General features: G+C 68.3%; 27 protein-coding genes and 1 riboswitch. Of the genes, 14 read left to right on the top strand and 13 right to left on the bottom strand.

All coding sequences use genetic code 11. The annotated features are described in order from the left end of the window. Window positions 1–183 precede the first annotated feature (183 nt). Window positions 184–720, top strand: a complete 537-nt coding sequence (locus OXS27_RS20935; protein ID WP_267358521.1) for a hypothetical protein — start codon at window positions 184–186, stop codon at window positions 718–720. 22 nt (window positions 721–742) lie between these two features. Here the strand turns inward: OXS27_RS20935 and thiC are convergent, their stop codons facing one another. Further along, window positions 743–2,629: a phosphomethylpyrimidine synthase ThiC gene (gene thiC, locus OXS27_RS20940; protein WP_267358522.1), complete on the bottom strand. Its 1,887-nt coding sequence runs from the start codon at window positions 2,627–2,629 to the stop codon at window positions 743–745. 73 nt (window positions 2,630–2,702) lie between these two features. Beyond that, window positions 2,703–2,808: riboswitch (TPP riboswitch) on the bottom strand. A 164-nt stretch (window positions 2,809–2,972) separates the two neighbouring features. Between thiC and OXS27_RS20945 the strand changes: the two genes are divergently transcribed. The 3 genes from OXS27_RS20945 to OXS27_RS20955 all read left to right on the top strand — a co-directional run bounded on the left by OXS27_RS20945 (window position 2,973) and on the right by OXS27_RS20955 (window position 5,377). Further along, window positions 2,973–3,800 carry an alpha/beta hydrolase gene (locus OXS27_RS20945; protein ID WP_267358523.1) on the top strand — a complete coding sequence of 276 codons (828 nt, stop codon included), beginning with the start codon at window positions 2,973–2,975 and terminating at the stop codon, window positions 3,798–3,800. 23 nt (window positions 3,801–3,823) lie between these two features. After that, window positions 3,824–4,198: a restriction endonuclease gene (locus tag OXS27_RS20950; protein WP_267358524.1), complete on the top strand. Its 375-nt coding sequence runs from the start codon at window positions 3,824–3,826 to the stop codon at window positions 4,196–4,198. 108 nt (window positions 4,199–4,306) lie between these two features. Next, entirely contained in the window at window positions 4,307–5,377 is a 1,071-nt protein-coding gene (locus OXS27_RS20955; protein ID WP_267358525.1) for an acyltransferase family protein, read from the top strand. A 9-nt stretch (window positions 5,378–5,386) separates the two neighbouring features. On the opposite strand, the gene OXS27_RS20960 is transcribed toward OXS27_RS20955, so the two are convergent. Beyond that, window positions 5,387–5,632, bottom strand: coding sequence for a pilus assembly protein PilZ (locus tag OXS27_RS20960; RefSeq protein WP_243924951.1), 246 nt, complete (start codon window positions 5,630–5,632; stop codon window positions 5,387–5,389). A 114-nt stretch (window positions 5,633–5,746) separates the two neighbouring features. Beyond that, window positions 5,747–6,211, bottom strand: coding sequence for a hypothetical protein (locus tag OXS27_RS20965; protein ID WP_267358526.1), 465 nt, complete (start codon window positions 6,209–6,211; stop codon window positions 5,747–5,749). Window positions 6,212–6,371: 160 nt separating this feature from the next. On the opposite strand from OXS27_RS20965, the gene OXS27_RS20970 reads away from it, so the two are divergent. Then, window positions 6,372–6,758 carry an ATP-dependent helicase gene (locus OXS27_RS20970; RefSeq protein ID WP_243924949.1) on the top strand — a complete coding sequence of 129 codons (387 nt, stop codon included), beginning with the start codon at window positions 6,372–6,374 and terminating at the stop codon, window positions 6,756–6,758. 203 nt (window positions 6,759–6,961) lie between these two features. After that, on the top strand, window positions 6,962–9,160 hold the full coding sequence (locus tag OXS27_RS20975) for a transglycosylase domain-containing protein (protein ID WP_267358527.1): 2,199 nt from the start codon (window positions 6,962–6,964) through the stop codon (window positions 9,158–9,160). 39 nt (window positions 9,161–9,199) lie between these two features. Here OXS27_RS20975 and OXS27_RS20980 read toward each other — a convergent pair whose 3' ends face one another. Continuing rightward, window positions 9,200–10,039, bottom strand: coding sequence for an aldo/keto reductase (locus tag OXS27_RS20980; RefSeq protein ID WP_267358528.1), 840 nt, complete (start codon window positions 10,037–10,039; stop codon window positions 9,200–9,202). A 262-nt stretch (window positions 10,040–10,301) separates the two neighbouring features. Between OXS27_RS20980 and OXS27_RS20985 the strand changes: the two genes are divergently transcribed. The 3 genes from OXS27_RS20985 to OXS27_RS20995 are packed head-to-tail and all read left to right on the top strand — an operon-like array spanning window position 10,302 to window position 12,057. After that, complete coding sequence (locus tag OXS27_RS20985; protein ID WP_243924946.1) at window positions 10,302–11,375, top strand: adenylate/guanylate cyclase domain-containing protein; 1,074 nt, start codon at window positions 10,302–10,304, stop codon at window positions 11,373–11,375. Then, window positions 11,375–11,578, top strand: coding sequence for a hypothetical protein (locus OXS27_RS20990; protein WP_267358529.1), 204 nt, complete (start codon window positions 11,375–11,377; stop codon window positions 11,576–11,578). The genes OXS27_RS20985 and OXS27_RS20990 overlap by 1 nt, the downstream gene beginning before the upstream one ends. Then, window positions 11,575–12,057, top strand: coding sequence for a YaiI/YqxD family protein (locus OXS27_RS20995; RefSeq protein ID WP_267358530.1), 483 nt, complete (start codon window positions 11,575–11,577; stop codon window positions 12,055–12,057). The genes OXS27_RS20990 and OXS27_RS20995 overlap by 4 nt, the downstream gene beginning before the upstream one ends. Window positions 12,058–12,093: 36 nt before the next feature. Here the strand turns inward: OXS27_RS20995 and OXS27_RS21000 are convergent, their stop codons facing one another. The 7 genes from OXS27_RS21000 to OXS27_RS21030 all read right to left on the bottom strand — a co-directional run bounded on the left by OXS27_RS21000 (window position 12,094) and on the right by OXS27_RS21030 (window position 16,483). Beyond that, complete coding sequence (locus OXS27_RS21000) at window positions 12,094–12,357, bottom strand: BrnA antitoxin family protein (protein WP_243924943.1); 264 nt, start codon at window positions 12,355–12,357, stop codon at window positions 12,094–12,096. A gap of 6 nt (window positions 12,358–12,363) precedes the next feature. Continuing rightward, the gene (locus OXS27_RS21005) at window positions 12,364–12,705 is read right to left on the bottom strand and encodes a hypothetical protein (RefSeq protein ID WP_243924942.1); all 342 of its coding nucleotides are present in this window, start codon (window positions 12,703–12,705) and stop codon (window positions 12,364–12,366) included. Between the two features lie 290 nt (window positions 12,706–12,995). Further along, on the bottom strand, window positions 12,996–13,994 hold the full coding sequence (locus OXS27_RS21010) for a TonB family protein (RefSeq protein WP_267358531.1): 999 nt from the start codon (window positions 13,992–13,994) through the stop codon (window positions 12,996–12,998). Window positions 13,995–13,998: 4 nt separating this feature from the next. Continuing rightward, window positions 13,999–14,484, bottom strand: coding sequence for an ExbD/TolR family protein (locus OXS27_RS21015; protein WP_267358532.1), 486 nt, complete (start codon window positions 14,482–14,484; stop codon window positions 13,999–14,001). Between the two features lie 138 nt (window positions 14,485–14,622). Beyond that, window positions 14,623–15,315 carry a MotA/TolQ/ExbB proton channel family protein gene (locus OXS27_RS21020; protein WP_243924939.1) on the bottom strand — a complete coding sequence of 231 codons (693 nt, stop codon included), beginning with the start codon at window positions 15,313–15,315 and terminating at the stop codon, window positions 14,623–14,625. 132 nt (window positions 15,316–15,447) lie between these two features. Further along, window positions 15,448–15,924, bottom strand: coding sequence for a Tat pathway signal protein (locus tag OXS27_RS21025; protein WP_243924938.1), 477 nt, complete (start codon window positions 15,922–15,924; stop codon window positions 15,448–15,450). Between the two features lie 67 nt (window positions 15,925–15,991). After that, window positions 15,992–16,483: a hypothetical protein gene (locus tag OXS27_RS21030; protein WP_243924937.1), complete on the bottom strand. Its 492-nt coding sequence runs from the start codon at window positions 16,481–16,483 to the stop codon at window positions 15,992–15,994. A gap of 407 nt (window positions 16,484–16,890) precedes the next feature. Here OXS27_RS21030 and OXS27_RS21035 point away from each other — a divergent pair, with 407 nt between their 5' ends. Both OXS27_RS21035 and OXS27_RS21040 read left to right on the top strand, forming a co-directional pair. Beyond that, complete coding sequence (locus OXS27_RS21035) at window positions 16,891–17,319, top strand: Hsp20 family protein (protein ID WP_243924936.1); 429 nt, start codon at window positions 16,891–16,893, stop codon at window positions 17,317–17,319. Between the two features lie 93 nt (window positions 17,320–17,412). Beyond that, complete coding sequence (locus OXS27_RS21040) at window positions 17,413–17,697, top strand: DUF1150 domain-containing protein (RefSeq protein WP_243924935.1); 285 nt, start codon at window positions 17,413–17,415, stop codon at window positions 17,695–17,697. Between the two features lie 20 nt (window positions 17,698–17,717). Here the strand turns inward: OXS27_RS21040 and OXS27_RS21045 are convergent, their stop codons facing one another. Beyond that, window positions 17,718–18,485, bottom strand: coding sequence for an alpha/beta hydrolase (locus OXS27_RS21045; protein WP_267358533.1), 768 nt, complete (start codon window positions 18,483–18,485; stop codon window positions 17,718–17,720). A gap of 107 nt (window positions 18,486–18,592) precedes the next feature. On the opposite strand from OXS27_RS21045, the gene OXS27_RS21050 reads away from it, so the two are divergent. From OXS27_RS21050 to moeB, 3 genes are all read left to right on the top strand, one after another. Next, the gene (locus tag OXS27_RS21050) at window positions 18,593–19,879 is read left to right on the top strand and encodes a glycosyltransferase family 4 protein (protein ID WP_267358534.1); all 1,287 of its coding nucleotides are present in this window, start codon (window positions 18,593–18,595) and stop codon (window positions 19,877–19,879) included. Window positions 19,880–20,098: 219 nt separating this feature from the next. Beyond that, window positions 20,099–20,620, top strand: coding sequence for a translation initiation factor IF-3 (infC, locus tag OXS27_RS21055; RefSeq protein ID WP_243924932.1), 522 nt, complete (start codon window positions 20,099–20,101; stop codon window positions 20,618–20,620). Window positions 20,621–20,754: 134 nt separating this feature from the next. Continuing rightward, window positions 20,755–21,540 (top strand): molybdopterin-synthase adenylyltransferase MoeB, encoded by a 786-nt coding sequence (gene moeB, locus OXS27_RS21060; RefSeq protein ID WP_267358535.1) that lies wholly within the window; start codon window positions 20,755–20,757, stop codon window positions 21,538–21,540. Here the strand turns inward: moeB and OXS27_RS21065 are convergent. Beyond that, window positions 21,529–22,410 (bottom strand): DUF1186 domain-containing protein, encoded by an 882-nt coding sequence (locus tag OXS27_RS21065; RefSeq protein ID WP_267358536.1) that lies wholly within the window; start codon window positions 22,408–22,410, stop codon window positions 21,529–21,531. The genes moeB and OXS27_RS21065 overlap by 12 nt on opposite strands. Window position 22,411 lies beyond the last annotated feature (1 nt).

Below are 22,411 nucleotides of genomic sequence, written 5' to 3' on the forward strand. Positions count from 1 at the left end.
GAGGATTCAGCTGCCACGCAGCCTAAGCGTTCCTTAACGCTGGCTGGTCATCCACCGGCCGCCAAGCGGTGATCCGGCATGCACTGAACATTCCGTTACCGCACCGACACAAATTCGTGGTCATTTCGGCTGATGCAGGGGCCGCAGCGTCCCACCCGCAAGTGCCCGCGGAAGGAAATCTGGATGCGCTGGGTCTGCGCCGTTCTGGTGATCACGGTGACGTCGCCACTCGCCGCGGCGGACTTGGGCAGTACGGCGGCATCCCGGGCCCGTTTCATCGCGCGGCATTGGTGCGCGATCGCGGAGCGCCTCGAGATCATGCATCAGCGTGGCCTGGTCGAAGAGTCGCGGGACCGCTTCATCATCGTCGCGTTGCGCGGCGCGCCTCAGCGCTACGTGCAGTGCATCTACCACGATCGCGACACACGGATGTTCTGCGAGGCCTCGTCCGGCGCCTACGGTCCAACCGGCGAAGGGCGGCTGCGGCTCGACCCGGCCGAGCGCGCGGCTCTGAACGCGCTCGGCTATGTCCAGGCGAGCCCGCGCAAGAACTTCGCCCGCGAGGTCGAAATCGGGGACCCGCCGGATGTCACCATCGCGGCGGATCTGATGCTCGCGGCTTTGCACGACGGCTACGGTGCCGGCCCGGGATCCGTCATCGAGATCCAGGCTCCCTCCGGCGACGATCCGATCGCTGCCTGTGGCACGCCCGCATCCTGAACGGACCGGGCGTGCCGTCGCCTCACTCGGCGGCGTCGACGTAGAGGTTCCCGCCTTCGGCCAGGAATTCCTGCGACTTCGCCTTCATGCCGGCTTCGGCCTCGGCCTTGGTCATCACGGGCGCCGCACCCACGACCTCGCCGGCCTCCTCCATCGCCAGCACCTCGGCGCGCAGGTCCTGCGTGATCTTCATCGAGCAGAATTTCGGCCCGCACATCGAGCAAAAATGCGCGACCTTGTGGGCGTCCTTGGGCAGGGTCTCGTCGTGGTAGCGGCGGGCCGTATCCGGATCGAGGCCCAGGTTGAACTGGTCCTCCCAGCGGAAGTCGAACCGGGCGCGGCTCAGCGCATCGTCGCGCAGCTGCGCGGCCGGGTGGCCCTTGGCGAGGTCGGCGGCGTGGGCAGCGATCTTGTAGGTGATCACGCCGGTCTTCACGTCGTCCCGGTCGGGCAGGCCGAGATGCTCCTTCGGGGTGACGTAGCAGAGCATCGCGGTGCCGAACCAGCCGATCATCGCGGCGCCGATGCCGGAGGTGATGTGGTCGTAACCGGGGGCGATGTCGGTGGTCAGCGGGCCGAGGGTATAGAACGGCGCCTCGCCGCACTCCCTCAGCTGCTTCTCCATGTTGACCTTGATCTTGTGCATCGGCACGTGGCCGGGGCCCTCGATCATCACTTGGCAGCCCTTGTCCCAGGCGACCTTGGTCAGTTCGCCCAGGGTCTCGAGCTCGCCGAACTGCGCGGCATCGTTGGCGTCGGCGATCGAGCCGGGGCGCAATCCATCGCCCAGCGAAAACGACACGTCGTAGGCCCGCATGATGTCGCAGATCTCGTCGAACCGCTCGTAGAGGAACGATTCGCGGTGCCCGGCGAGGCACCAGCGGGCCATGATCGAGCCACCGCGCGAGACGATGCCGGTGACGCGTCGGGCGGTCAGCGGCACGTGGGCGAGGCGCACGCCGGCATGGATGGTGAAGTAGTCGATGCCCTGCTCGGCCTGCTCGATCAGGGTGTCCTTGAACACCTCCCAGTCGAGCTTGAGCGGATCGCCGCCGACCTTCTCCAGTGCCTGGTAGATCGGCACCGTGCCGATCGGAACCGGGCTGTTCCGGATGATCCACGAGCGGATGTTGTGGATGTTGCGCCCGGTCGACAGGTCCATGACCGTGTCGGCGCCCCAGCGGATCGACCAGACCAGCTTCTCGACCTCTTCGGCGGCCGACGAGGTCACAGCCGAGTTGCCGATATTGGCGTTGATCTTGACCAGGAAATTCCGGCCGATCGCCATCGGCTCCAATTCGGTGTGGTTGATGTTGGCCGGGATGATCGCGCGGCCCCGGGCGATCTCGTCGCGGACGAATTCGGGGGTGATGAAGGGCGGCACCGAAGCGCCGAAGCTCTGGCCGTCGGCGAGCGTGGCCTCAGCGCCCTCCAGCATCTGCTCGCGGCAGGCGTTCTCGCGGTGGGCGACGTAGATCATTTCCTCGGTGATGATTCCGGCGCGGGCGAACTCGTACTGCGTCACCTTTTGGCCGGGCGCCGCCTTGCGGATGGTCCGCTCGGCGGGGCAGGGGGCCACGAGCTTGTCGCCGGCAAAACCGTTATCCTCCGGCTTGACCGCCCGGGGCTCGACCGCCGCGTAGCCGCGGGCCGCGATCCAGGGCTCGCGCACGCCGGTCAGGCCGGCGCTGAGGTCAATGCGTACGTCGGTTTCTGTGTAGGGGCCCGACGGGTCGTAGACCCGCACCGGTGCTTCCTTCGGGTCGGAGAGGGCGATCTCACGATAGGGCACACGGATGTCCGAGCGGCCGGCCGGGCTCGCATAGACCTTGCGCGATCCGGTGACCGGACCGGTGGTCACGGCCTCGGGGTTGCCTGTCACGTCCTTGGGGCGAACGGGTGCGTTCATCGTGGGCCTCTCCTCGCTTCGGAGCGGTCCGGTCCACGCGATGGGTGAGATGAGAGAGCCGGCCGCGAGGCGCGCAGCCGCAGGTTCCCGTCCCTCCGCCGGTATGAGCCGGATCAGGTTCAAGGGTCAGGGCCGGATGCCCAATCTCAGCCCCCTGCGGGGCTCCCCTCGGAACGATTCAAGACTCACGGTTGCCGGTGCCTTTGTCAATGCTGCATAAAACGTCCGAACGACATCCGCTCCGGATGGTCTGGCAGCGTTCCAAGCGGCCCCGATTGCAAGGGCGACCCGGGCGGGCCTAGGGGAGGGCACTCACGCCAAACGCTGCTCACCGCCGTTTCGAATGCGCCTTCTCGCCGCTCTCGTGCTTACCGTACTGCTGCTCTCCGGCTTGGCGCTTGCCGCGCTCGCCCTTGGGCAACGCCGCTTTCTCTATCCGGGCGCCTATCATCCACCGCCCCTCGCGCCGGTGCCGCCGGAGGTCGCGCCGATCACGATCGCCACCAGCGACAGGGAAACCCTGCACGCTCTTTGGCGCGCGCCGCGGCCAGGTTGCGGCATCGTGGTCAGCTTTCACGGCAACGGTGGTCGCCCGGAACCGCATGCAGCGCGCTTCTCTGCAGACCCCTGGCGGGCGGGCGGCTGGGGCCTGCTGACCCCGGCCTATCGCGGTTATCCGGGTTCGACCGGCCATCCCAGCGAAGACGGCCTGATCCGCGACGGTCTGGCCGCCGTGGCGGAGGCGGCGGCGCGGGCGCCGGGTGCGCCGATCCTGCTGCACGGCCATTCCCTCGGGGCAGCCATCGCGGTCGCGGTCGCCGAGCGTTATTCCGCGATCGGGCTCTACCTTGAGGCGCCGTTCGACTCGATGACCCACACGGTGCGGCTGCATGCCCCGCTGGCACCATCCTGGCTCCTGCGCGACACCTACCGCTCGGATCTGCGCATCCGTTCCGGGACGGCGCCGGTCCTGATCGTCCAGGGCCGCGACGATCCGGTGGTGCCGGCCAAGCTTGCTTTGGCGCTCGCTGCCGCGGCCGGACCCCGGGCGCGGATCGAGCTGGTACCGGGCGATCACGTCTCCATCCTGGGCCTCCGGGATCGCGAGGCAGAAGCTACGTTCGGCGCGCGTGTCGGCGGGGGCTGCGCGGCGGCCGAGACGGCGGGGTAGTGGGCGGATGAAGGAGGGCGTGCGTGGTCGGACGGCGGTCCCGGCGCTGGAATGCCGATGATCCCGCGCAGCCGGGCGACGCCGCGCGGGTCGATCCGGTCTGCCCGCTCTGCGAGAGGCCGATCCCACCGCGCGCCCGCTCCAGCCTCCACCATCTGACGCCCAAGCTGAAGGGTGGAACCCATCGTGGCACCGTCCGGCTGCACCAGATCTGCCACTCGGCGATCCACGCCCGCTACAGCGAAGCAGAGATCGCCAACCGGCTCGCCGAGGTCGATGCGCTGCGTACCGATCCGGAGATCGCCCGGTTTCTCGCCTGGGTCCGCGGCAAGCCCGACGATTTTCATGCCGCCACGCGCATGACCCGCGACCGGCGGACCTCGCGCCGCAAGATCTGAGCGGCGAATATTTACGAAGTCTTGGCTACGTCGGCAGATCGATTGTGCCTCGAATCTTGCCGTCAACCACATGGGGTCCAGGATCATCCCTGTATCGGGGATGCGATGATGGCCGGAGCAGCAGACGCACGGGATCGACTGGCCTGGGTCGATATCGCCAAGGGGATCTGCATCCTCCTGGTCGTGATGATGCATGCCGTGACGGGCACCGGCGACGCCATGGGCGGGGAGGGATTCCTCCACCCGGTGGTCGCCTTCGCGAAACCGTTCCGGATCCCGGACTTCTTCCTGCTGTCGGGCCTGTTCATGGGGCGGGTGATCGACCGCGACTGGCGCCTGTTCTCCGACCGGCGGGTGGTCCACTTCGCCTATTTCTACCTGCTGTGGCTGGTGATCCAGTCGGCGGCCCGGTACGGAAAGATCGTCGGCGATGGCGGCCCCGCGGACTTCGCGGCCCATTTCGCGCACGCCCTGATCGAGCCCTATTCCAGCCTGTGGTTCATCTACCTGCTGGCTGTGTTCTCGGTGGTCACCAAGGTGCTGCGCCGCCTGCCGGGCGGCGTGTTGCTGGCTGCGGCCGCGCTGTTGCAGATCGCCGATATCCGCAGCGACTCGACGTTGATCGAGGAGTTCTGCGCACGTTACGTCTACTTCGTCGCCGGATACCTGTTCGCCGACCGGATCTTCACCCTGGCCGATACGGCACGGCGCCATGTCGGGCCGGCGCTCGGCGGACTTGCCATCTGGGCCGCCCTGGAGGCCTGGTTGGCCATGACACCCGCGAGCGATCCCGCCCATCCGACGCTGGCGAGCCTGCCCCTGGTGAGCCTCGCCCTCGGCGCCGCCGGAGCCTTGGCGATCGTGGTGGCGGCCGCCCTGATCGGCTGGGCGGGCGGCCCCGTGGCGGAAGCGATCCGCGCCTGCGGCCGGCGCTCGATCGTCATCTACCTCGCATTCTCGCTGCCGATGGCCGCGACCCGGGAGATCCTCGTGCGCACCGGGATCATCGCGGATATCGGTGCCGTGAGCCTGATCGTGATGGTGGCCGCGGTTCTGCTGCCGCTCGCTCTGGAACGGCTCGTGCGCGGCACGCCCCTGAAGATCCTGTTCGTCCGGCCCGCATGGTTCCACTTGGCGCCGGCCCGCAGGTCGGCGCGTCCGGCCCTGCAGGCGACCTGACGAGCCGCTTCAGCCCTCGAAGGCGATGCCGATCCGCCGGCTTCGCCGCCACGCGACCGTAACCGGACGCGGATCGCCATCAGCGGTCAGGCGCAGCGGGAAACGATCCGGTACCGGCTGATCGTTCTCCACCTCGATCTGAGCGCCCGTTTCGGTCGCGTCCCAGACCAGGCAACTGACCTCGCCGTGTGCGAGGAGCAAGGAGCCGAACGTGAAGGCGTTCCTGCGGAACGTGCCGCGCCGGTCCTCCGTCATAAGACACTCCCTCGGCCGCACCCGCCCGCCGAACCGGGCCTGAATGTCCGGAACCATGGCGGATCGCCGTTAACAGGCTGAATATGGCGGGAAGACGCGGCTATCGGGACAAGATCAATCATCGTCCCGGTAGTCCCGGTACTGTCGCGGTGCAGGCCGGTCGTAATCCTCGTCGTAAGGACGCCGCGCCGGTGGGCGGTCATCATCGCGGTCGTAGCCGCGATCGTCGCGGTAATCGTCGCGGCGCCGGTCATAGCCCTCGTCCCGGGGGCGGTCGTTCGATCCGCCCGCATTGATGCGCGGCGCGTACCAGCAGCTCTTCGGCTGGCCCGGGGCAGGATCCCCGAAGGTCTGGGCGTTGCAGGCGATCACACCGCCCTGCGGGAACGGCCGACCGTTGGTGCGGCCGGGGACGCCGAAATAGACGTTGGTTGGATAGGGCATCTGGCAAACACCCCCCTCCTGCGCGCAGGCGATCAGGTTCACCGTGTCGAGCTGGTAGGCTTGGGCCGCCGTGAGCGCGAGCAGGCCCATCCCCAGCGAGCCGGCCGCGATGGCCGAGGCAATCCGAATCTTCACGTCCACGATTCCCCCGTGATGCGTCATGCCGGGGCCGATTAATCCGGATGGCGGCTTCCGGCCAGCGGCCGTGCTCGCTATGGCGTCGGCTCACGATATCGATTGCGTGAGGACGGGTCGCATAGGTCGGCGCCGGATCGCGACGCATCGGGAGGACTGAGTGAAAGATTCGCCCGCGCACGAGCTTCTGCTGCTCAGCGCCTTGCAGGAGTGCCGGATCGCGCTGGCGGCCGCGCGCCAGGACGAGGCGGCCAGAATGGTCGTCCGCGGCGAACTCGAGGCCGCGCTTCGGCGCGAGGAGGCCCTGAAGACCGAGATCGTCCTCGAACGCGAGCGTACCGAAGCCGTCCGCCTGGTGCTTCAGGCGCTGCTTGTGAGTCTCCGGCGCTTCGGCCTGCGCCGACGCCTGTTCCTGGCGCGCGTCGCTCGGCTCGGCCGGGAGACGCCGGATTTCGGTCCGCAATCGGCCCGCCACCCGGTGCTGCTCGCCGAGGCGCGGCGGGTGATGGGTGTGGGGCAACCTCCCGACCCGGCGCCCGGCGCGTAGAGGTTGACGCGGTCTTAACGGATTGGCGAGCCTTCTCGTCCAGCGTCACCGCGATGCGGTCACAAACGGATTCGACAAGGCGGGCGCGCGGCTGCCGCGTCCTGTCCTGTATCGGGGCGGACGCCGCAGCCTGAGACGCGCGGCAACCGTGCGGCGTCACCGTAGATGGGCGCGCCGGTCCGGATCAATCGAAGACGGGATGCATGGCCAAGGGGCAAGGCAACGGTCCAGGCAAGGGGCGCGGCAGGGTTGAGCCGAACTTCGATGTGCCGGAGGGGCGCACGCGGGATCGCGGCGACCTCGACCTGCGCCTGTCCCGTGACGATCGTTCTGGATCAGGAGAGGGCGTGGCGAATCGAGCGAGTGGGCCGGCACGCAAGCCGGCCAAGGCGTCGGCACGTTCGGCGAGCGCGGGCCGGAAGCGGCGTCGGCGTTCGTGGCTCGGCCGGATCGTCTACGGCACGGTGGTGCTCGGCCTTTGGGCCGTCATCGGGCTTGCCGGGCTCATCGCCTACCATGCCTCCCAGCTTCCGCCGATCGACCAGCTCGCGGTCCCGAAGCGCCCGCCCAATATCGCGATCCTGGCGAGCGACGGCACGCTGCTCGCCAACCGCGGCGAGACCGGCGGCCGGGTGGTCTCGATCAAGGAATTGCCGCCCTATCTGCCCCGGGCGTTCGTGGCGATCGAGGACCGGCGCTTCTACCAGCATTTCGGCGTCGATCCGGTCGGCATCCTGCGGGCGGTCGGCCAGAACGTGACGCGGCGCGGCGTCGCGCAGGGCGGCTCGACGCTCACCCAACAGCTCGCCAAGAACCTCTTCCTGACGCCCGAGCGCTCCGCCTCGCGCAAGATCCAGGAGGCGATCCTCGCGCTCTGGCTGGAGCACAAGTACACGAAGGACGAGATCCTCGAACTCTACCTGAACCGCGTCTATTTCGGCGCCGGCGCCTACGGCGTCGAGGCGGCGGCGCAGCGCTACTTCGGCAAGCCCGCCAAGGAGGTATCGCTCGCCCAGGCCGCCATGCTCGGCGGCCTCGTCCAGGCGCCGTCGCGGCTCGCCCCGAACCGCAACCTGCCGGCCGCGCAGGCCCGCGCCGCGCAGGTGCTTGCCGCCATGCAGGATCTCGGCTTCGCGACCGCGCAGGACGTGAAGGTGGCGCTCGCCCAGCCGGCCAAGCCCGCCAACGCCCGCGGCGGCGGCTCCGCCAACTACGTCGCCGACCTCGTGATGGACGTGCTCGACGATTACGTGGGCAAGTTCGAAACCGACATCACGGTCCAGACGACGGTCGATACCACCCTCCAGGCCACCGCCGAGCGGACCCTGACCGAGGAGCTGAACGCCAAGGGCGCGCGCTTTAACGTCGGCCAGGGCGCACTCGTCTCGATGCGCCCCGATGGGGCGATCCGCGCGCTGATCGGCGGGCGTGATTACGCGCAAAGCCAGTTCAACCGCGCCACCACGGCCAAGCGCCAGCCCGGCTCCTCGTTCAAGCCATTCGTGTACCTGACCGCCGTCGAGCACGGCGCCACCCCCGACACGGTGCGCGACGATGCGCCGATCCGCATCGGCACCTGGGCGCCGGAGAACTATTCGCACCGTTACGAAGGACCGGTCACCCTGCGCACGGCGCTCGCCCACTCCCTCAACACCGTGGCGGTGCGTCTCGGCCAAGAGGTCGGCCCGAAGGCGGTGGTGCAGACCGCCCAGCGCCTCGGCATCACCTCACCGCTCCAGGCCAACGGTTCGATCGCGCTCGGCACCTCCGAGGTGACGCTGCTGGAGATGGTCGGTGCCTACGGGGCCTTCGCCAATGGCGGCACCGGCGTGATCCCCTACGTGGTTACGGCCGTGAAGGGGCTGGACGGCAAGGTGCTCTACAAGCGCGCCGAGAGCGGGCTCGGCCGGGTGATCAGCGCCGATGCCGACGGCATGATGAACGCCATGATGCACGAGACCTTCGTCAGCGGCACCGCCAAGAAGGCTGATATCCCGGGCTGGGACCTCGCGGGCAAGACCGGCACCACCCAGGATTACCGGGATGCGTGGTTCATCGGCTACTCGGGCAGCCTCGTGACCGGAATCTGGCTCGGCAACGACGACGGCGAATTGACCAAGAAGGTGACGGGCGGCAACCTGCCGGCGGAAGTCTGGAAGAGCTACATGACCCAGGCGCTGAAGGGTCAGAACCCGGTCCCGCTGCCGAATATCAACCGCTGGCGCAGGGCGCCGGAGACGACAGCCTCCGTAGCCAGCGCCGGCCAGGAGGCGCCGGGCGGGATTCTCGGCCAGATCTTCGGCGATCCGCAAGCACCTGCACCGCGGCCGGCCGCCGCAGCCCGGCGGGCCCCGAAGGACGATCGCAACTTCATCGAGAAGTTGTTCGGCATCGGCGACTAAGCGCGCAAGCGTCGGCGGGACAGGCCAGACCGTCGGTGCTCAGAGCATCGGCAGCATCCGGGGACGCGGGCCGCGCGGGAAATGCGCATCGATCATGGCGATCTCGGCGGAGCCGAGATGCAGCTCAGCCGCGCCGGCATTCTCCACCGCGCGGCTCGGGCGCCCGGTCTTCGGGATCGTGAAGGTCAGGGGCATCCGGGTCAGGAAGGCGAGGGCGACCGCGTGCGGGGTCGTACCATGCGCCTCGGCGATCCCTGCCAGGGCCCGGCCGCCGGCACTGGCCGGATCCGGGAACTCGCCGCTGCCGAAGGGCGAGTAACCGACCATCGCGACCCCGTGCTTCTCGCACCAGGGCAGAACGGCGTGTTCGATCGCCCGCTCATTGAGATGGTAGAGGACTTGGTTGCAGGCGATGCGGTCCGGCCCCGCAATTGCCAGGGCGCGATCGAGATCCTCGACGTCGAAGTTGCTGACGCCCCACGACAGGATTTTCCCGGCCCGGCGCAGGTCCTCGAACCCAGCGATGGTTTCCTCCAAAGGGTGCTGGCCGGGCCAGTGCAGCAGGTAGCTGTCGAGCCGGTCGGTCCGCAGTTTCCGCAGCGATTCCTCGCAGGCGCGCACGACACCGCGGCGGGTCGCGTTTCCAGGCACAACCTTCGAGACGAGGAAGACCTCTTCACGGCAATCGGTGATTGCCTCCGCGACGATCGCCTCCGCGTCGCCGTACATCTCGGCCGTGTCGATATGGATCATGCCGGCATCGATCCCGGCCCGCAGCGCGGCGATCGCATCGCCGCGGTCCGACCGGTCGATGTGCCACGTACCCTGGCCGATCACCGAGACCGGGACGCGGGCTGCACCGAAGCTCCTGGCCTGCATGGCGTCGTTCCCTTCCCTGTCTCGGCGCTTTTCCGACAGCGACCCCAACGATGGGCACCGGCGTCGCGACCCTGCCGTTCCACGCCTTACTCGCGCCATCATGGATTGTTGAGCAAGGCAGGGCGCATAAAGGCGGCGGTGCACTTCAGGCCATGGCCTGCTGTCATGCTGCGCGGTCTCGCCGTGCCCGCGCTATACGGTCGAACCCGTGAAACCCGGTCCGGTGCGCGGTCGCTCGGTTGGCCATGCTGGAGTTGCGCCGATGCTGCCCGCTCACCGCATGTTCTGGGTGCTGATCCTGCTGGCGGCTGCGGGCGCCGGGCTTTTGTACAACATCATTTTCGCGGCGGGCGCGTCCCCGCTCGCGGGATTCACCTACGGCCTGTGCATGGGCGCGACGGTGCTGGCCTTCGACCGCGGCCTGATCCTGGCCGGCCTGCAGGCGCGGATCCGCCGGTTTCCGGCTTGGCTCTACGTGGTTGCGGCCGAACTCGCCTACGTGCTGATGATCATGGCCGGCAACGCGCTCGGCGGCCTGCTGGTCTGGGCGTTTGCGCTGACGACCGACGACCTCACCTCGGCCACGCGCATGACCGCCCGGGTGCTCGCCTATGCCCTGGCCGTGTCCGGCCTCCTCGTCTTCGTGATCCGGATGCGCGACCTGATCGGCGGCGAAGTGTTCGTGAACTTCATGATCGGCCGCTATCACAAGCCGGTGGCGGAGGAGCGGGTGTTCCTGTTCCTCGACGTAGTCGGCTCGACGGCCTTCGCGGAGGCGCATGGCGATCTCCGGGCCCAGGAATATCTCGGCGCCGTCTTCGCGACGCTGGCCGAGCCTGTGCGCCGCAACGGCGGCTCCGTCGATGATTATGTCGGGGATCTGGCCATCATCACCTGGCCGATTGCCCGGGGCCTGAAGGATGCGCGCTGCGTGACGTGCCTGTTCGACGTCCTCGACCGGATCGAGGCGGATGCTGCGGCCTGGACGGCCCGGTTCGGAACGGTGCCGCGGCTCCGGGCGGCCCTGCACGGCGGCTCGGTCGTCACGGCCGAAGTCGGGGTCGATCGGCACAAGATCGCGTATTTCGGCGATGCCGTGAACGTCACCTCGCGGATCGAAGCCCTATGCCGTCCGCTCGGGGTCGGCATTCTGATCTCGCAGGATCTCCTGGACCGGTTGACGCGGCTACCGGATGGCGTTCGCGCCCGCTCCCTGGGCGCCCACGCGTTGCGGGGTCGCGGCGCGCCGCTCGCGGTCGCCACGCTCGAACGCGGTCACGGCGATATGCTGCCCGTCACCGATCTGGAACCCCGTCGCGTGGCGGCAGCCCGCTGATGCCCCGCATCGAAACGCCTCGAGCCGTTATCCTGACGACCGCGAAGCTAGGGCTGCGCTTCGGCTTGCCGTTGCTCGGCCTGCTGGTTTTCGGACACGCCATCCTGATCTCGGTGGGCGGCGATATCGAGCGCTGGCAATTCGCCCTCGGGGTTCTACTGATCGTAGCGGGCTTCACGTCGAAGCTCGTGCCGCGGCCGTGAGCGCCGATACGGCGGGGCCGCCGATCTTCCTCGATGCCGATGCCTGCCCGGTCAAGGACGAGACCTACCGGGTGGCAGCCCGCTACGGGCTCACCGTCCACGTGGTTGCCAACAGCATTCTGAACCTGCCGCACGAACCCTGGATCGTGCGCGTCGTGGTCGGCTCTGCCCTCGACGCCGCCGATGACTGGATCGCCGAGCGTGCCGGTCCTGGAAGCATCGTCCTTACCGCCGACGTGCCGCTCGCCGCGCGGTGCGTCAAAGCCGGCGCGACCGTGCTGGCCTTCACCGGCAAGCCGTTCAGCGAGTCGTCGATCGGCATGGCGCTCGCGACCCGCGACCTGATGCAGTCCCTGCGCGAGGCCGGAACGATCACCGGCGGTCCGAAGCCGTACTCGCGGGCCGACAGGTCGGCTTTCCTGTCGGCTCTTGATCGCGCGGTGAACCGGATCCTGCGTGAGCGCCCCCGCGACGCGTGAGGCGCGGACGCCAACACGCCAAGCTCAAATCCTGCGTCAGTCCTGACCGGCGGGAATAAGCGCCTTGAGCGCCGCGTTGATGCGGTCCTGCCAGCCCGGCCCGTCCTTCTGGAAATGGGCGAGCACCGTACTGTCGAGGCGAAGGCTCACCACCTCGCGCGTACCGGGCGGCGTTACGGTCCGGGGTGCCGCCTGCTGTGGAGCAGGAGCCTCCGGCTTCGGAGACGTTGCGGCTCTGAAGGCCGCCTCGGCTGCCGCGCGCGGATCGGTGAAGCGGCGGCGATTGCGATCTTCGGCCATCGGCCTCTAACCCTTTGCGGCGGTCTTTTTCGGCGCAGCCTTCTTGGCAGCGCCCTTGCCAGCACCTTTGGCAGCGACTTTCGCGGCGGCCTTGGCTTCCTTCTCGGCCGCCTTGGTCTGAGCGTCCGCTTCTTCCTTGGCCAGCCGCAAGGCCCGCAACTTGAGGGTCTTCTCATCCACAGCTTTGATCGCCGCGTGATGCTCCGCCATCGCCTGCGCACCCTCGCGGGCCATCCGCTCGGCGCGTTCGGCCCGCTCGATGCGATTGTCGGCTCGCGTCTTCGCCTCCGCTTCCGCGTCGCGCGTTGCATTCTCCTCGTCGAGGTCGAACTCGGTCTCGTCGCTCATCCTGTCCCTTTCGCCCCAGCGCAGCGTATCCGACCCTGCGCAACCTGCGCGGGACGGCGACTGGGCAGGTCCGGCCTGTTGGAGGGGGGGCAAGGCCGAATCTTCACACCCGTGTCCCGTCGCCGAAGGCACACGGACGCGTGTTCAAGGTGGCTTTAGCATGCCCGTCGGGTCGATGGCGAATCTGCAACGCTCGTCGGGTATGCCAGCGCACAATATTCGCCAGGATCACCGGAAGCTCACACCAGTCCAGATTCCGGCGTTCTTATCCACGCGTTGTGAGGCCGGGCTTATCTCACTCGAAAGTTGAGCGGGATGGAGACGGACAGGCTCGGCTGCGTCACGCCTGCCGGTGCGGCCGGAAGGCTGCCGCGGACGGCCGAGAGCGCGGCGCTGTCGATCTGCCCGACTCCGCTGGAGCGTGCGAGGCCGGCGGCCGTGACTTGGCCCGAGCGCATCACGGTAAAGCGGACCACTGCCGTTCCACCTCCGGTGCCGTTGGCGGCGCCCGCATTCATGCGGCCGTGGATCGCCGCGCTGATCGCGCCCGTCCATTGGCGCAGGGCGCTCGGATCGCTACCCGCTGCAGCGCGGCCCGCCGCGTTCTGGCGCGACGCCGAGGCGGAGTTGCGCGCTTCGGCGCCCTCCTGAGCCTTCGCCTGACGGGCTTTGGCCTCCCGCGCGGCCTTCGCCTTGGCTTCGCGAATTTCCTCCAGACGTTCCTGCCGCGCCTCCTCGCGCTTCTGCTCGCGGAGCTTCTCCTCCCGGACCTTGCGCAGCTTCGCTTCCCGCTCGGCCTTGAGCTTGGCGGGATCGGGCTCGGGCTTCGGCGGCTCCTCGGTCTTGGCGATCTCGGCGGGCGGGGGCGTAAGCGGCTGGGCCTCCTCCGAATTCGACGTGATCACCTGGCTCGGCGTCTCGACTGCCTGGGCCTGCGGCGGAGGCTCGACCACCGGGGTCTCGTCCGGCTTTACTTCGGCCATCTCGGTCGGGGGCGGCGGCTGGACCGCCTCGTCGGGCGGCAGGTCGACGGGCTTCGTCTCCGGCGGCGCGGCTTGGCTCATCTGCTGCTCGGACGGCGCCTCCGTCGGCGCCTCCGTCATGATCGGCGCCAGATCCACGGTGATCTGTTGCTCGCCGGGTGGCGTCGGCGGCGCAAGCCGCAGGACCATCGCGGCCACCAGCACGAGGGCATGCAGCCCCAGCGCGACCAGGAAGGCCGCGACCAGCCCGGATGGGCGGCGTTGCCCGAATCCCTCGGGCGCATCCGTCGGTACAAACGTGTTCATCGGCTCAGCGGGCGGTCCCGGCAGGGGCGGCGGCGGCCGGCGCAGACGGGGGCGCCGATGCGCCGCCGGGCGACTGCGCGATCAGTGAGACCTTGGTGAACCCGGCCTGCCCCACCAATCCCATGACCTCCATGACCTTGCCGTAAGGGACGTCCCGGTCGCCGCGCACGAGGATGACCTGATCCTTGTCGGCCGCCGCCATCTCACGCAGGCGCGGCACCAGGCTCTCCATCGTGAAGATCTCCTTGGCGATCGAGGGCTTGCCGTCCTTGTCGACCGTGACCTCCTGGGGCTTCTTCGACTGCGCCACCTTCGGGGCCGCGGTCTTGGGCAACTGCACCGGCACGCCCGTCGTCATCAACGGCGCGGCGACCATGAAGATGATCAGCAGCACGAGCATCACGTCGACCATCGGGGTCACGTTGATCTCGGACATCGGCATGTCTTCGAGATCATCGTCGTCGCTCGCGCGAATGGATCCCATCGCCATCGGGCGTCTCCGGTTCGGTGCGTCGGTCCGCGCGTCGGCGGTCCTTTTGAAGCGGCTTAAGGCCTCTCACGAAGCTCCCGATTGCCGGGAGCCCTCCCTCTGCGCGCGGCGGGGCAGCGGGCGTTCTGTGGGAGGCGCCTACTCAGCGGCGGCGCGGTGCGGTGTGCCGGCGCGGTCGCGCGCCAGACGGTTGCCGAGCAGCGAGATATAGGACGAGAAGGTGCTCTGAATTGCACTCACGTCGCCCGACAGTTTGTTGAACGCCATGACGGCCGGGATGGCGACGACGAGGCCGATCGCGGTGGCGAACAGCGCCTCCGCGATGCCCGGCGCCACCACGGCCAGCGACGTGTCCTGGCTGCGCGCGATCGACGAGAACGAGTTCATGATGCCCCAGACGGTGCCGAACAGCCCGACGAACGGCGCGGTCGACCCGGAGGTCGCCAGCAGGGACAGGCCGGTACGCAGGCGCTTCACCTCCATCGTGAGCGCGCCCTTCATCGCCCGCTCGATCCGCTCGCGGCGCTCCGCCCGGGTCTCGGAGGTATCCTGATCGCGCCATGCATCGATGCCGGCCCGCGCGACGTGGCCGGCGATGCCGCTGAGTTCGCCGTCGAGCTTGCCGCCGGATTGGACCAGCGTGGCGAATGCCTTGGCCTGACGCCGGGCGGCGGCGAGGCGGATGATCTTCTCGAACACCACCGTCCAGCACGCGATCGAGGCGATCACTAAGAGGATCATCACGCCCTTCACGATCGGATCGGCCTGAAGGAACAGGCCGAGGAACGAGAAGTCGTGGGCGGCCTCGATCGGCGCTTGTGTCGGGTCCATCGCGGGCTCCTCGCGTTCTGGTCTCACGCGGCCTTGCGCCGCCGTCCTATCGGGGTGCGGCGAATGCCGCTGACCGCCCGGCGATACCTGCCGCCGGACGGTCTCACCGCTTCGTCCGCCGTGCGGCCGAGATCAGCGGTCGAACGGGATGCCGGCCTTCGAGTCCGTCTCGGTCCGTTCGAGACACGCTTCGCGGCCGGCGTCGCCTCCCTCGCAGGATAGAACGTCGTTCAGCAGGACGCGCCCTACTTTGTTGCAGGCGATCCCGGGAAAATCGAAAATCTTCACGAGGGTCTTCCGGGGTGGGAGCGGCCCGAGTTCCACCGCTACACGCTTCTGTGCGACCCCGTCCGTATCGAAGGCGAAGAGATCGACTTTGTAGGATTTGAGATTAGCCCCCTTGGTGTTGTCGATCACCATGGTGATGCGGCACGCCTCGGCGGCCGTCTCGACCTTGTTGAGCTGCAGCTTCAGCGGCCCGGCCTTCTCGGACGCATCCTGCGCCAGGGCCGAGACCACGAGGAGCGCCGAGAGCGCGACGCAGGCCGCCGTGTCGAGGGCGATACGCCCGATCCGCCGGCGGTACAGGGGAACGCTCAAGGCAAGCACCGAACCGTCATCCTCTTCCTCGTCCTGGGGCCTGCGCCCGCCGCTCCCGCCCGATCCCGGAGGGGATTCAGTGAAGTACAACGCCACCGCGACGGGATGCCGGTGCCAAGCGCTCGGCTGCCGCATCGAGCGGATCGACGGCCGCCCGGACCGCCGCCACGAGCCGCGGCGCCGCGTCCCGCCCGGTGATCTCCGCCGCTGCCTCCTCGAGATCCGCCCAGAGCCGTTTCCGGCCCCGGTTGATCAAGTTGACCAGCGCGCATTCATGACCGGTCACGCGGCAGCAACTCGCCGGCATGAACGACCAATCCTCCTCCCGCTCGACCCGTAGCGCACGGATGATCGCCACCACGCAGGCCACGAACCGGCACCCTTCCGCCGGCCCAAGCAATTGCTCGGCCCCGTCGAACGCAGCATTCCAGCAGGCCACATCGCTGGTCATGTAGCCGGCTGCAACGAACCGAGCCACCGACAAGGCCAGAATCTCGGCCTCGTCGCCGCACACGTCGACCACGCGCTGCAGCGCCGCACGGTCCGACAGAGTCTGGGGCGCGTCCATGGGCGCTTTGCCTCGGGTCACAGCGGAAATCCGAGCGATCGCCCGATGTGATCGACCGGTCGCCATCCGCGGCAGTAAGCCACCCGCGCGGCCTTGATCAAGGCCCAGCTCAAAAATCAGAGCAGTTCCAAACTGTTAGTGGGAAGCGTGACGGTTCGAAAACTTGGCAATATTTCCTAACTATCATTGCCGAATATGCCCATCACGGCTGCGCAGTCCGGTGATGGACGAAACCAGAGGCGTCCCTTGATGGCCGGCACCACCGTGGCCATATCGCTCTACTGCCGGCGGCGTCTCGTCCGGCGGAGCGCTGCCCGGGCGGGCTCCCTGTCGACGAGGTGCTCAGGCATCGCGGGGCGGCGGCAAGCCCCGGGGACGGAGGCCTCGCTTTCTGGATGACGGCCGCGATGACGCGCACTTCGCCTTTCGGGCATCCGTTCCTGCTTGGGTTCGACGAGATCGAACAGGCCCTCGACCGGGTCTCCAAGGCCACAAACGATGGTTATCCGCCCTACAACATCGAGCGCCTGCCCCGGACGGAGAGCGAGCCCGAGAGGCTCCGCATCACGCTCGCGGTTGCGGGCTTCACCCGCGAGCAGCTCGACGTGATGCTGGAGGACAGCCAGCTCGTGGTGCGCGGCCGGCAGGTCGACGAGCGCGAGCGGCATTTCCTTCACCGCGGCATCGCGGCGCGGCAGTTCCAGCGTACCTTCCTCCTCGCTGACGGCATGGAGGTCCTGGGCGCGGATCTCGCCAACGGCCTGCTGTCGATCGACCTCGTCCGCCCGGAGCCGGATCGGATCGTGCGCAAGATCGATATTGGCGCGCGCGGGTAAGATTGATCGGATGGCGGCAATCCCCACATGAGCTTGGTGCTGCCGGTGCCTTCGGGATCGGCCGCGGACGCTCTGCCACCCAGGAGGGCTTTGATGACCGTTCTCAATCCGTCGCCCCTGACCCCCGCCGATCTCGATCCCGCCGACTTCCAGCCGGCCGATCTCGCGGCGCTCGGTGAGGGGCACATCGCCTATGTTCGGCCGATCCGGTCCGACGAGGTGCGCCGCTTCTTCCCGCAGGCCCCTGAACTGACGCCCGGACTCGATCTGTTCGCGCTGCTCTCGGCGAGCGGTGCGCCGATCATGCTCGCCGATTCCCGTGCGGTCGTTCTGGCCAATGCTGTCGCGCAGGACTTGCAGCCGGTCAGTCTGCACTGAACCAAACGGGCTCCGGCCCGTCAGGCCATCTCGGCCACCGCCGCCACCAGCCGTGCGATATCCTGCGGTCGTGACAGGCGGTGGTCACCATCCGCGATCAGCGTCATCACCGTGCCCTCAGCCGGCAGACGTCCGAGGATCTTGAGGGCGTGGGCATATGGCACATCCGTGTCGCGCATCCCCTGCAGGATATGGATCGGGCAAGCCGGATCGACGGGGCCTTCCAGCATGCAGTTCCGGCGGCCATCCTCGATCAGCTTCAGGGTGAGCGGGTCCGGTTCGGGCGCGTAGTCGCTAGGCCTGCGCAGGACGCCGTCGCGCATCAGCATGGCGCGCCCTGCCTCGGTGAGGCGTTCCCAGATCAAATCCTCGGTGAAGTCCAGGGCCGGGGCGATGAGCACGAGGCCCGCATTTGGCGCGCCACGCGCTGCCCGGTCGCGGGCCGCAAGGCAGGCGATCCAGCCGCCCATCGAGGAGCCGACCAGGATCGGGGGCTCGCCGATATGGGCACCCAACACGGCCTGCGCGTCCTCCAGCCACGAACTGATCGTGCAATCCGCAAATGTGCCGCTCGATTCGCCGTGGGCCGCGTAATCGAACCGGACGAAGGCGCGCCCGGCTTGAGCGGCCCATTGATCGAGGGCGGTTGCCTTCGTGGCCTTCATGTCCGAGCGGAAACCGCCCAGCCACACCACCGGCGGCCCCGAGCCGGGTCGCACGCGCACCGCGATGCGACGCTGCGTGTCGTCGGTGCCGACCGTGAGGAAGCTCGGCTCCATATCGGTCATCCTGATCTCCGATATCCCCATCCACGCGCGTAGAAACGCCGTCCTTGATACGGTTCGCTTCAACATCCGTTTACCGGACCGTAAAGCGCGACGGTGATGCTGAAGCAATGGCAGCGAGCATTTGGCAGATACCGGCGGGCGGCATGCGCGTCCTCGCCGAGGGACCGCGGACGGGGGCCGAGTCGCGCGGCTTGACGGGCTTTCCCAGCGAGGTGGGTGTCCTGGCGGGGGCGCGGATCCTCCAGATCATCCCCGAACTCGAAGCCGGCGGCGCCGAGCGCACGACGGTCGATGTCGCGGGCGCCCTGGCGTCCGTCGGAGCGCGTGCCCTCGTGGCGACCGAAGGCGGGCGTCTGGTCGGCGAGTTGCAGGCAAAGGGCGGCCACTGGCTCCGATTCCCGGCGGCCTCGAAGAACCCGGCGGCGATGGCGGTCAACGTCGTGCGGCTCATGATGCTCTGCCGCCGCGAGGGCGTGCAACTCATCCATGCCCGCTCGCGCGCACCGGCCTGGGTGGCGCTCGCTGCCGCGCGCCGGCTCGGCCTGCCGTTCGTTACGACCTATCACGGCAGCTATTCCGGCCGGACCAGCGTGAAGGTGCTCTACAATTCCGTCATGGCCCGTGGCGACGTGGTGATCGCCAACTCGCGCTACACGGCCGATCTCATCACGCGGATGCATGCCGAGCAGGCCGGCGACCGGGTGCGGGTGATCCACCGGGGTACCGACCTCGCCGTGTTCAACCCTGTGGCGGTCGGTGCCGGTCGGGTCGAGGCCCTGCGGCGGGCCTGGAACGTCGCGCCCCACGAGCGGGTGATTCTCCTCGCGGCCCGCCTCACAGCCTGGAAGGGGCATCGCGTGCTGATCGAGGCGGCCGCGCAGATGCGCGACCGGGGCGTGCCCGATATTGCCGTCGTGCTGGCGGGGGATGCTCAGGGCCGAACCTCCTACGAGCGCGAACTCGACGCGCTGATTGCGGCCAGGAATCTCGGTGCCGTCGTGCGCCGGGTCGGGCATTGTACCGACATGCCGGCCGCCTTCCGGGCCGCCTCCGTGGTGGCCGTGCCGTCGATCGAGCCCGAGGCGTTCGGCCGGTCGGCTGTCGAAGCGCAGGCGCTCGGGACACCGGTGGTCGTCTCGGATCTCGGGGCTGTCCCCGAGACCGTTCTGGCACCGCCGGATGTCCCGGCCGGACAGCACACCGGCTGGCGCGTCCCGCCAGGCGATGCCGCCGCTCTCGCATCGGCGCTGACGGACGCCCTCTCGCTCGGCGCGAGTGCCCGCGACGCCATGGCGCGCAGGGCGCGTACCCATGTGGAGACGCACTTCTCCCTGGATCGCATGGTGGGAGACACCCTCGCGGTCTATGCCGAATTGCGTGGCGGAACCCGTTGATCGGAGCCCGGTTCGGGACGTGGATGACGCGCGACATCGGTTGTTTATTTTCGGTTGGCGCTTCGGTCAGCCGTTGACTCTGGCCGCGCTTCCCACAACGTAGTATGTCCGGAAGAGACCGGAGCGGCCGGCGGCCAGGTAATCCCTCAGGGGATTGTCGGGTCCGCCATTTCGTCGTTGCAGCAGGAGACCAAAGCCATTCGTAGACCGATGAGAGCCATGCCGGCCCCGCAGAAGGACGGGCCGCGCGCCAACCGTGACATTCGCGGTGTGCGAGAGGTGCAGCTGATCGACGATACCGGCCAGAACCGCGGTGTCGTTGCCTTCTTCGACGCGCTGACTCTTGCCGAGGAAGCCGGCCTCGATCTCGTGGAGATCGCGCCGAATTCCGTGCCGCCCGTCTGCAAGCTGCTCGATTACGGGCGCTTCCGCTTCAACGAGCAGAAGAAGCAGAATGAGGCCCGCAAGCGGCAGAAGACGGTCGAGGTCAAGGAGATCAAGCTCCGCCCCGGCATCGACAAGCACGACTACGACACCAAGATGAAGTCGGTTCACCGCTTCTTCGAGGAGGGCGACAAGGTCAAGGTGACCCTGCGCTTCCGTGGTCGTGAGATGGCTCACCAGGATATCGGCCTGCGCCTCTTGGAGCGCGTGAAGCACGAGACCGCCGAGATCGCCAAGGTCGAGAGCGAGCCGATGCTCGAAGGCCGGCAGATGATCATGATTCTGGCGCCGCGCTGAGCGTCGCCGCGTCCGCGTTTCGAACGTGGACCAACGGCGCTGGGACATTCACCTCCCAGCGCCGGTCCTGACCGTCGGTCTTCGTAACCCCTCAAGTGCTTCCGTGCGACGCCGCGACGGCCTATGGGCTGCGTATGGCCCTCTCTTCCGACGAAATCGAACGCTACGCCCGCCATCTCGTCCTGGCTGAGGTCGGAGGCCCGGGACAGGCGCGGCTCAAGGCTGCCCGGGTGCTCGTCATCGGCGCTGGGGGGCTTGGCGCACCGCTGATCCAATACCTCGCGGCGGCCGGGATCGGTACGATCGGCATCGTAGACGACGATACGGTCTCCCTGTCGAACCTGCAGCGGCAGGTGATCCACGGCACGCCGGACCTCGGCCGGCCGAAGATCGAGAGCGCTGCCGATGCCGTGGCGCGCCTCAACCCGCACGTCGCGGTGGTCTGCCATCCGCTCCGCATCGATCCGGACAACGCGGTCGAGCTGATCGCCGGCTATGACCTCGTGGCGGACGGGTCCGACAACTTCGCCACGCGCTATGCGGTCTCCGATGCCTGCTTCCACGCAGAGCGTCCGCTGGTGACGGCGGCGCTCGGCCGCTTCGACGGCACGCTCACCACCATCCGGGCGCACGAAACCGGCCCGGACGGGATCTCGAACCCCACCTATCGCTGTCTGTTCCCGAACCCGCCGCCGCCCGGCAGCATACCGGCCTGCGCGGAAGCTGGCGTCCTGGGAGCGCTGGCGGGCGTGATGGGCTCGCTGATGGCGATGGAAGTCATCCGCGCGGTGACCGATTTCGGCGAGCCCCTGGTCGGCCGTCTCCTCATGGTCGATGCCCGCGCCATGCGGTTCGAAACCCTGCGCTATGGCTGGGATCCGGAGAATCCGCTCAACGGCACGGGTGCCTCAGCTGAATAGCGCGCCCGGCGGCATCCAGGGCCCTTCGGCCTGCTCCTTGCCGAGGCAGCATTTCTTGAACTTCTTGCCCGATCCGCACGGGCAGGGATCATTGCGGCCGACATCCTTGAACGGGTTGCGCTGCGGTTCGCCCGCTCCTTCGACGGTCCAGTCGAGGGCTTCGACCGCGTTGTCGAGGTAGCCGTATTGATAAGGGCCCAGCCGGTCCCGGTCATCAGGCTTCGTCTCGGCCTTGCGCAAAGCCTCCTTGAACCAGTCGGCGTCGCTGATCTCATCGGTGATCCGGCCGTCCGAACGGGCCGCCGCAACCCGGGGGGCTAGGTCGCGGAAGCCGAGATGCGCAATCGTCTCTTCCCAGCCGGTCCAGGCCGGAGCTTCCTCGACGGCAGCCTGCGCGTCGTCGAAGCGGACGAGAAGGTCGTGCATCGCCGCGCGATCGATCCGGCCTTCCAGGGTCAGGAAAGTGCAGGCGCTGAACAGAGCCATGCGGGCAAAATCATCGACGGTGCTGTCGAGAATGAGTCGGAAAAGGGGGGCGGAATCGTCGTCGAACAGGCTTGCTAGAACCTTCGCGAGGGTTGCGGTGAGGGCATCGCCCAGCACGGCATCGAGGCTTTCCTCGTCCTGCCGCAGGAGGCGCAGCAGCGGCGCGAGGGCGCGCGTATCCCGCGCCTGGGCCATGACGTGCAGGCCCCAGAACAGCAGGTTGGTCTCCTCCGGTGTCAGTTCGCGCGCATCCGCTGCCCTTTCAAGCAGCGGCAGCGTCGCCTCGGCGATCGCGGCCGGATGCTGCATGGCTTCGCGCAACGCCGCGGTCGGCCGATGTTCGGCCGCCGCCAGATCCGCGATGAGAAGGGCGATCCGATCCATC

It is taken from the genome of Methylobacterium sp. GC_Met_3 (assembly GCF_026540775.1).
In the GTDB taxonomy this organism is placed as follows: domain Bacteria; phylum Pseudomonadota; class Alphaproteobacteria; order Rhizobiales; family Beijerinckiaceae; genus Methylobacterium.

Bases quoted from the DNA above. Each gene is read 5' to 3' on its own strand.
- OXS27_RS20980 (WP_267358528.1), bottom strand. From the start codon at position 10,039: ATGCAGGCCAGGAGCTTCGGTGCAGCCCGCGTCCCGGTCTCGGTGATC.
- OXS27_RS21030 (WP_243924937.1), bottom strand. From the start codon at position 16,483: ATGGACGCGCCCCAGACTCTGTCGGACCGTGCGGCGCTGCAGCGCGTG.
- OXS27_RS21040 (WP_243924935.1), top strand. From the start codon at position 17,413: ATGACCGTTCTCAATCCGTCGCCCCTGACCCCCGCCGATCTCGATCCC.
- moeB (WP_267358535.1), top strand. From the start codon at position 20,755: ATGGCCCTCTCTTCCGACGAAATCGAACGCTACGCCCGCCATCTCGTC.
- OXS27_RS21050 (WP_267358534.1), top strand. From the start codon at position 18,593: ATGGCAGCGAGCATTTGGCAGATACCGGCGGGCGGCATGCGCGTCCTC.
- infC (WP_243924932.1), top strand. From the start codon at position 20,099: ATGCCGGCCCCGCAGAAGGACGGGCCGCGCGCCAACCGTGACATTCGC.
- OXS27_RS21010 (WP_267358531.1), bottom strand. From the start codon at position 13,994: ATGAACACGTTTGTACCGACGGATGCGCCCGAGGGATTCGGGCAACGC.
- OXS27_RS20975 (WP_267358527.1), top strand. From the start codon at position 6,962: ATGGCCAAGGGGCAAGGCAACGGTCCAGGCAAGGGGCGCGGCAGGGTT.
- OXS27_RS21015 (WP_267358532.1), bottom strand. From the start codon at position 14,484: ATGGCGATGGGATCCATTCGCGCGAGCGACGACGATGATCTCGAAGAC.
- OXS27_RS20955 (WP_267358525.1), top strand. From the start codon at position 4,307: ATGGCCGGAGCAGCAGACGCACGGGATCGACTGGCCTGGGTCGATATC.
- OXS27_RS20990 (WP_267358529.1), top strand. From the start codon at position 11,375: ATGCCCCGCATCGAAACGCCTCGAGCCGTTATCCTGACGACCGCGAAG.
- OXS27_RS21000 (WP_243924943.1), bottom strand. From the start codon at position 12,357: ATGGCCGAAGATCGCAATCGCCGCCGCTTCACCGATCCGCGCGCGGCA.
- OXS27_RS20935 (WP_267358521.1), top strand. From the start codon at position 184: ATGCGCTGGGTCTGCGCCGTTCTGGTGATCACGGTGACGTCGCCACTC.
- OXS27_RS21005 (WP_243924942.1), bottom strand. From the start codon at position 12,705: ATGAGCGACGAGACCGAGTTCGACCTCGACGAGGAGAATGCAACGCGC.
- OXS27_RS20960 (WP_243924951.1), bottom strand. From the start codon at position 5,632: ATGACGGAGGACCGGCGCGGCACGTTCCGCAGGAACGCCTTCACGTTC.
- OXS27_RS20945 (WP_267358523.1), top strand. From the start codon at position 2,973: ATGCGCCTTCTCGCCGCTCTCGTGCTTACCGTACTGCTGCTCTCCGGC.
- OXS27_RS21065 (WP_267358536.1), bottom strand. From the start codon at position 22,410: ATGGATCGGATCGCCCTTCTCATCGCGGATCTGGCGGCGGCCGAACAT.
- OXS27_RS21045 (WP_267358533.1), bottom strand. From the start codon at position 18,485: ATGACCGATATGGAGCCGAGCTTCCTCACGGTCGGCACCGACGACACG.
- OXS27_RS20985 (WP_243924946.1), top strand. From the start codon at position 10,302: ATGCTGCCCGCTCACCGCATGTTCTGGGTGCTGATCCTGCTGGCGGCT.
- OXS27_RS21020 (WP_243924939.1), bottom strand. From the start codon at position 15,315: ATGGACCCGACACAAGCGCCGATCGAGGCCGCCCACGACTTCTCGTTC.
- OXS27_RS21035 (WP_243924936.1), top strand. From the start codon at position 16,891: ATGACGCGCACTTCGCCTTTCGGGCATCCGTTCCTGCTTGGGTTCGAC.
- thiC (WP_267358522.1), bottom strand. From the start codon at position 2,629: ATGAACGCACCCGTTCGCCCCAAGGACGTGACAGGCAACCCCGAGGCC.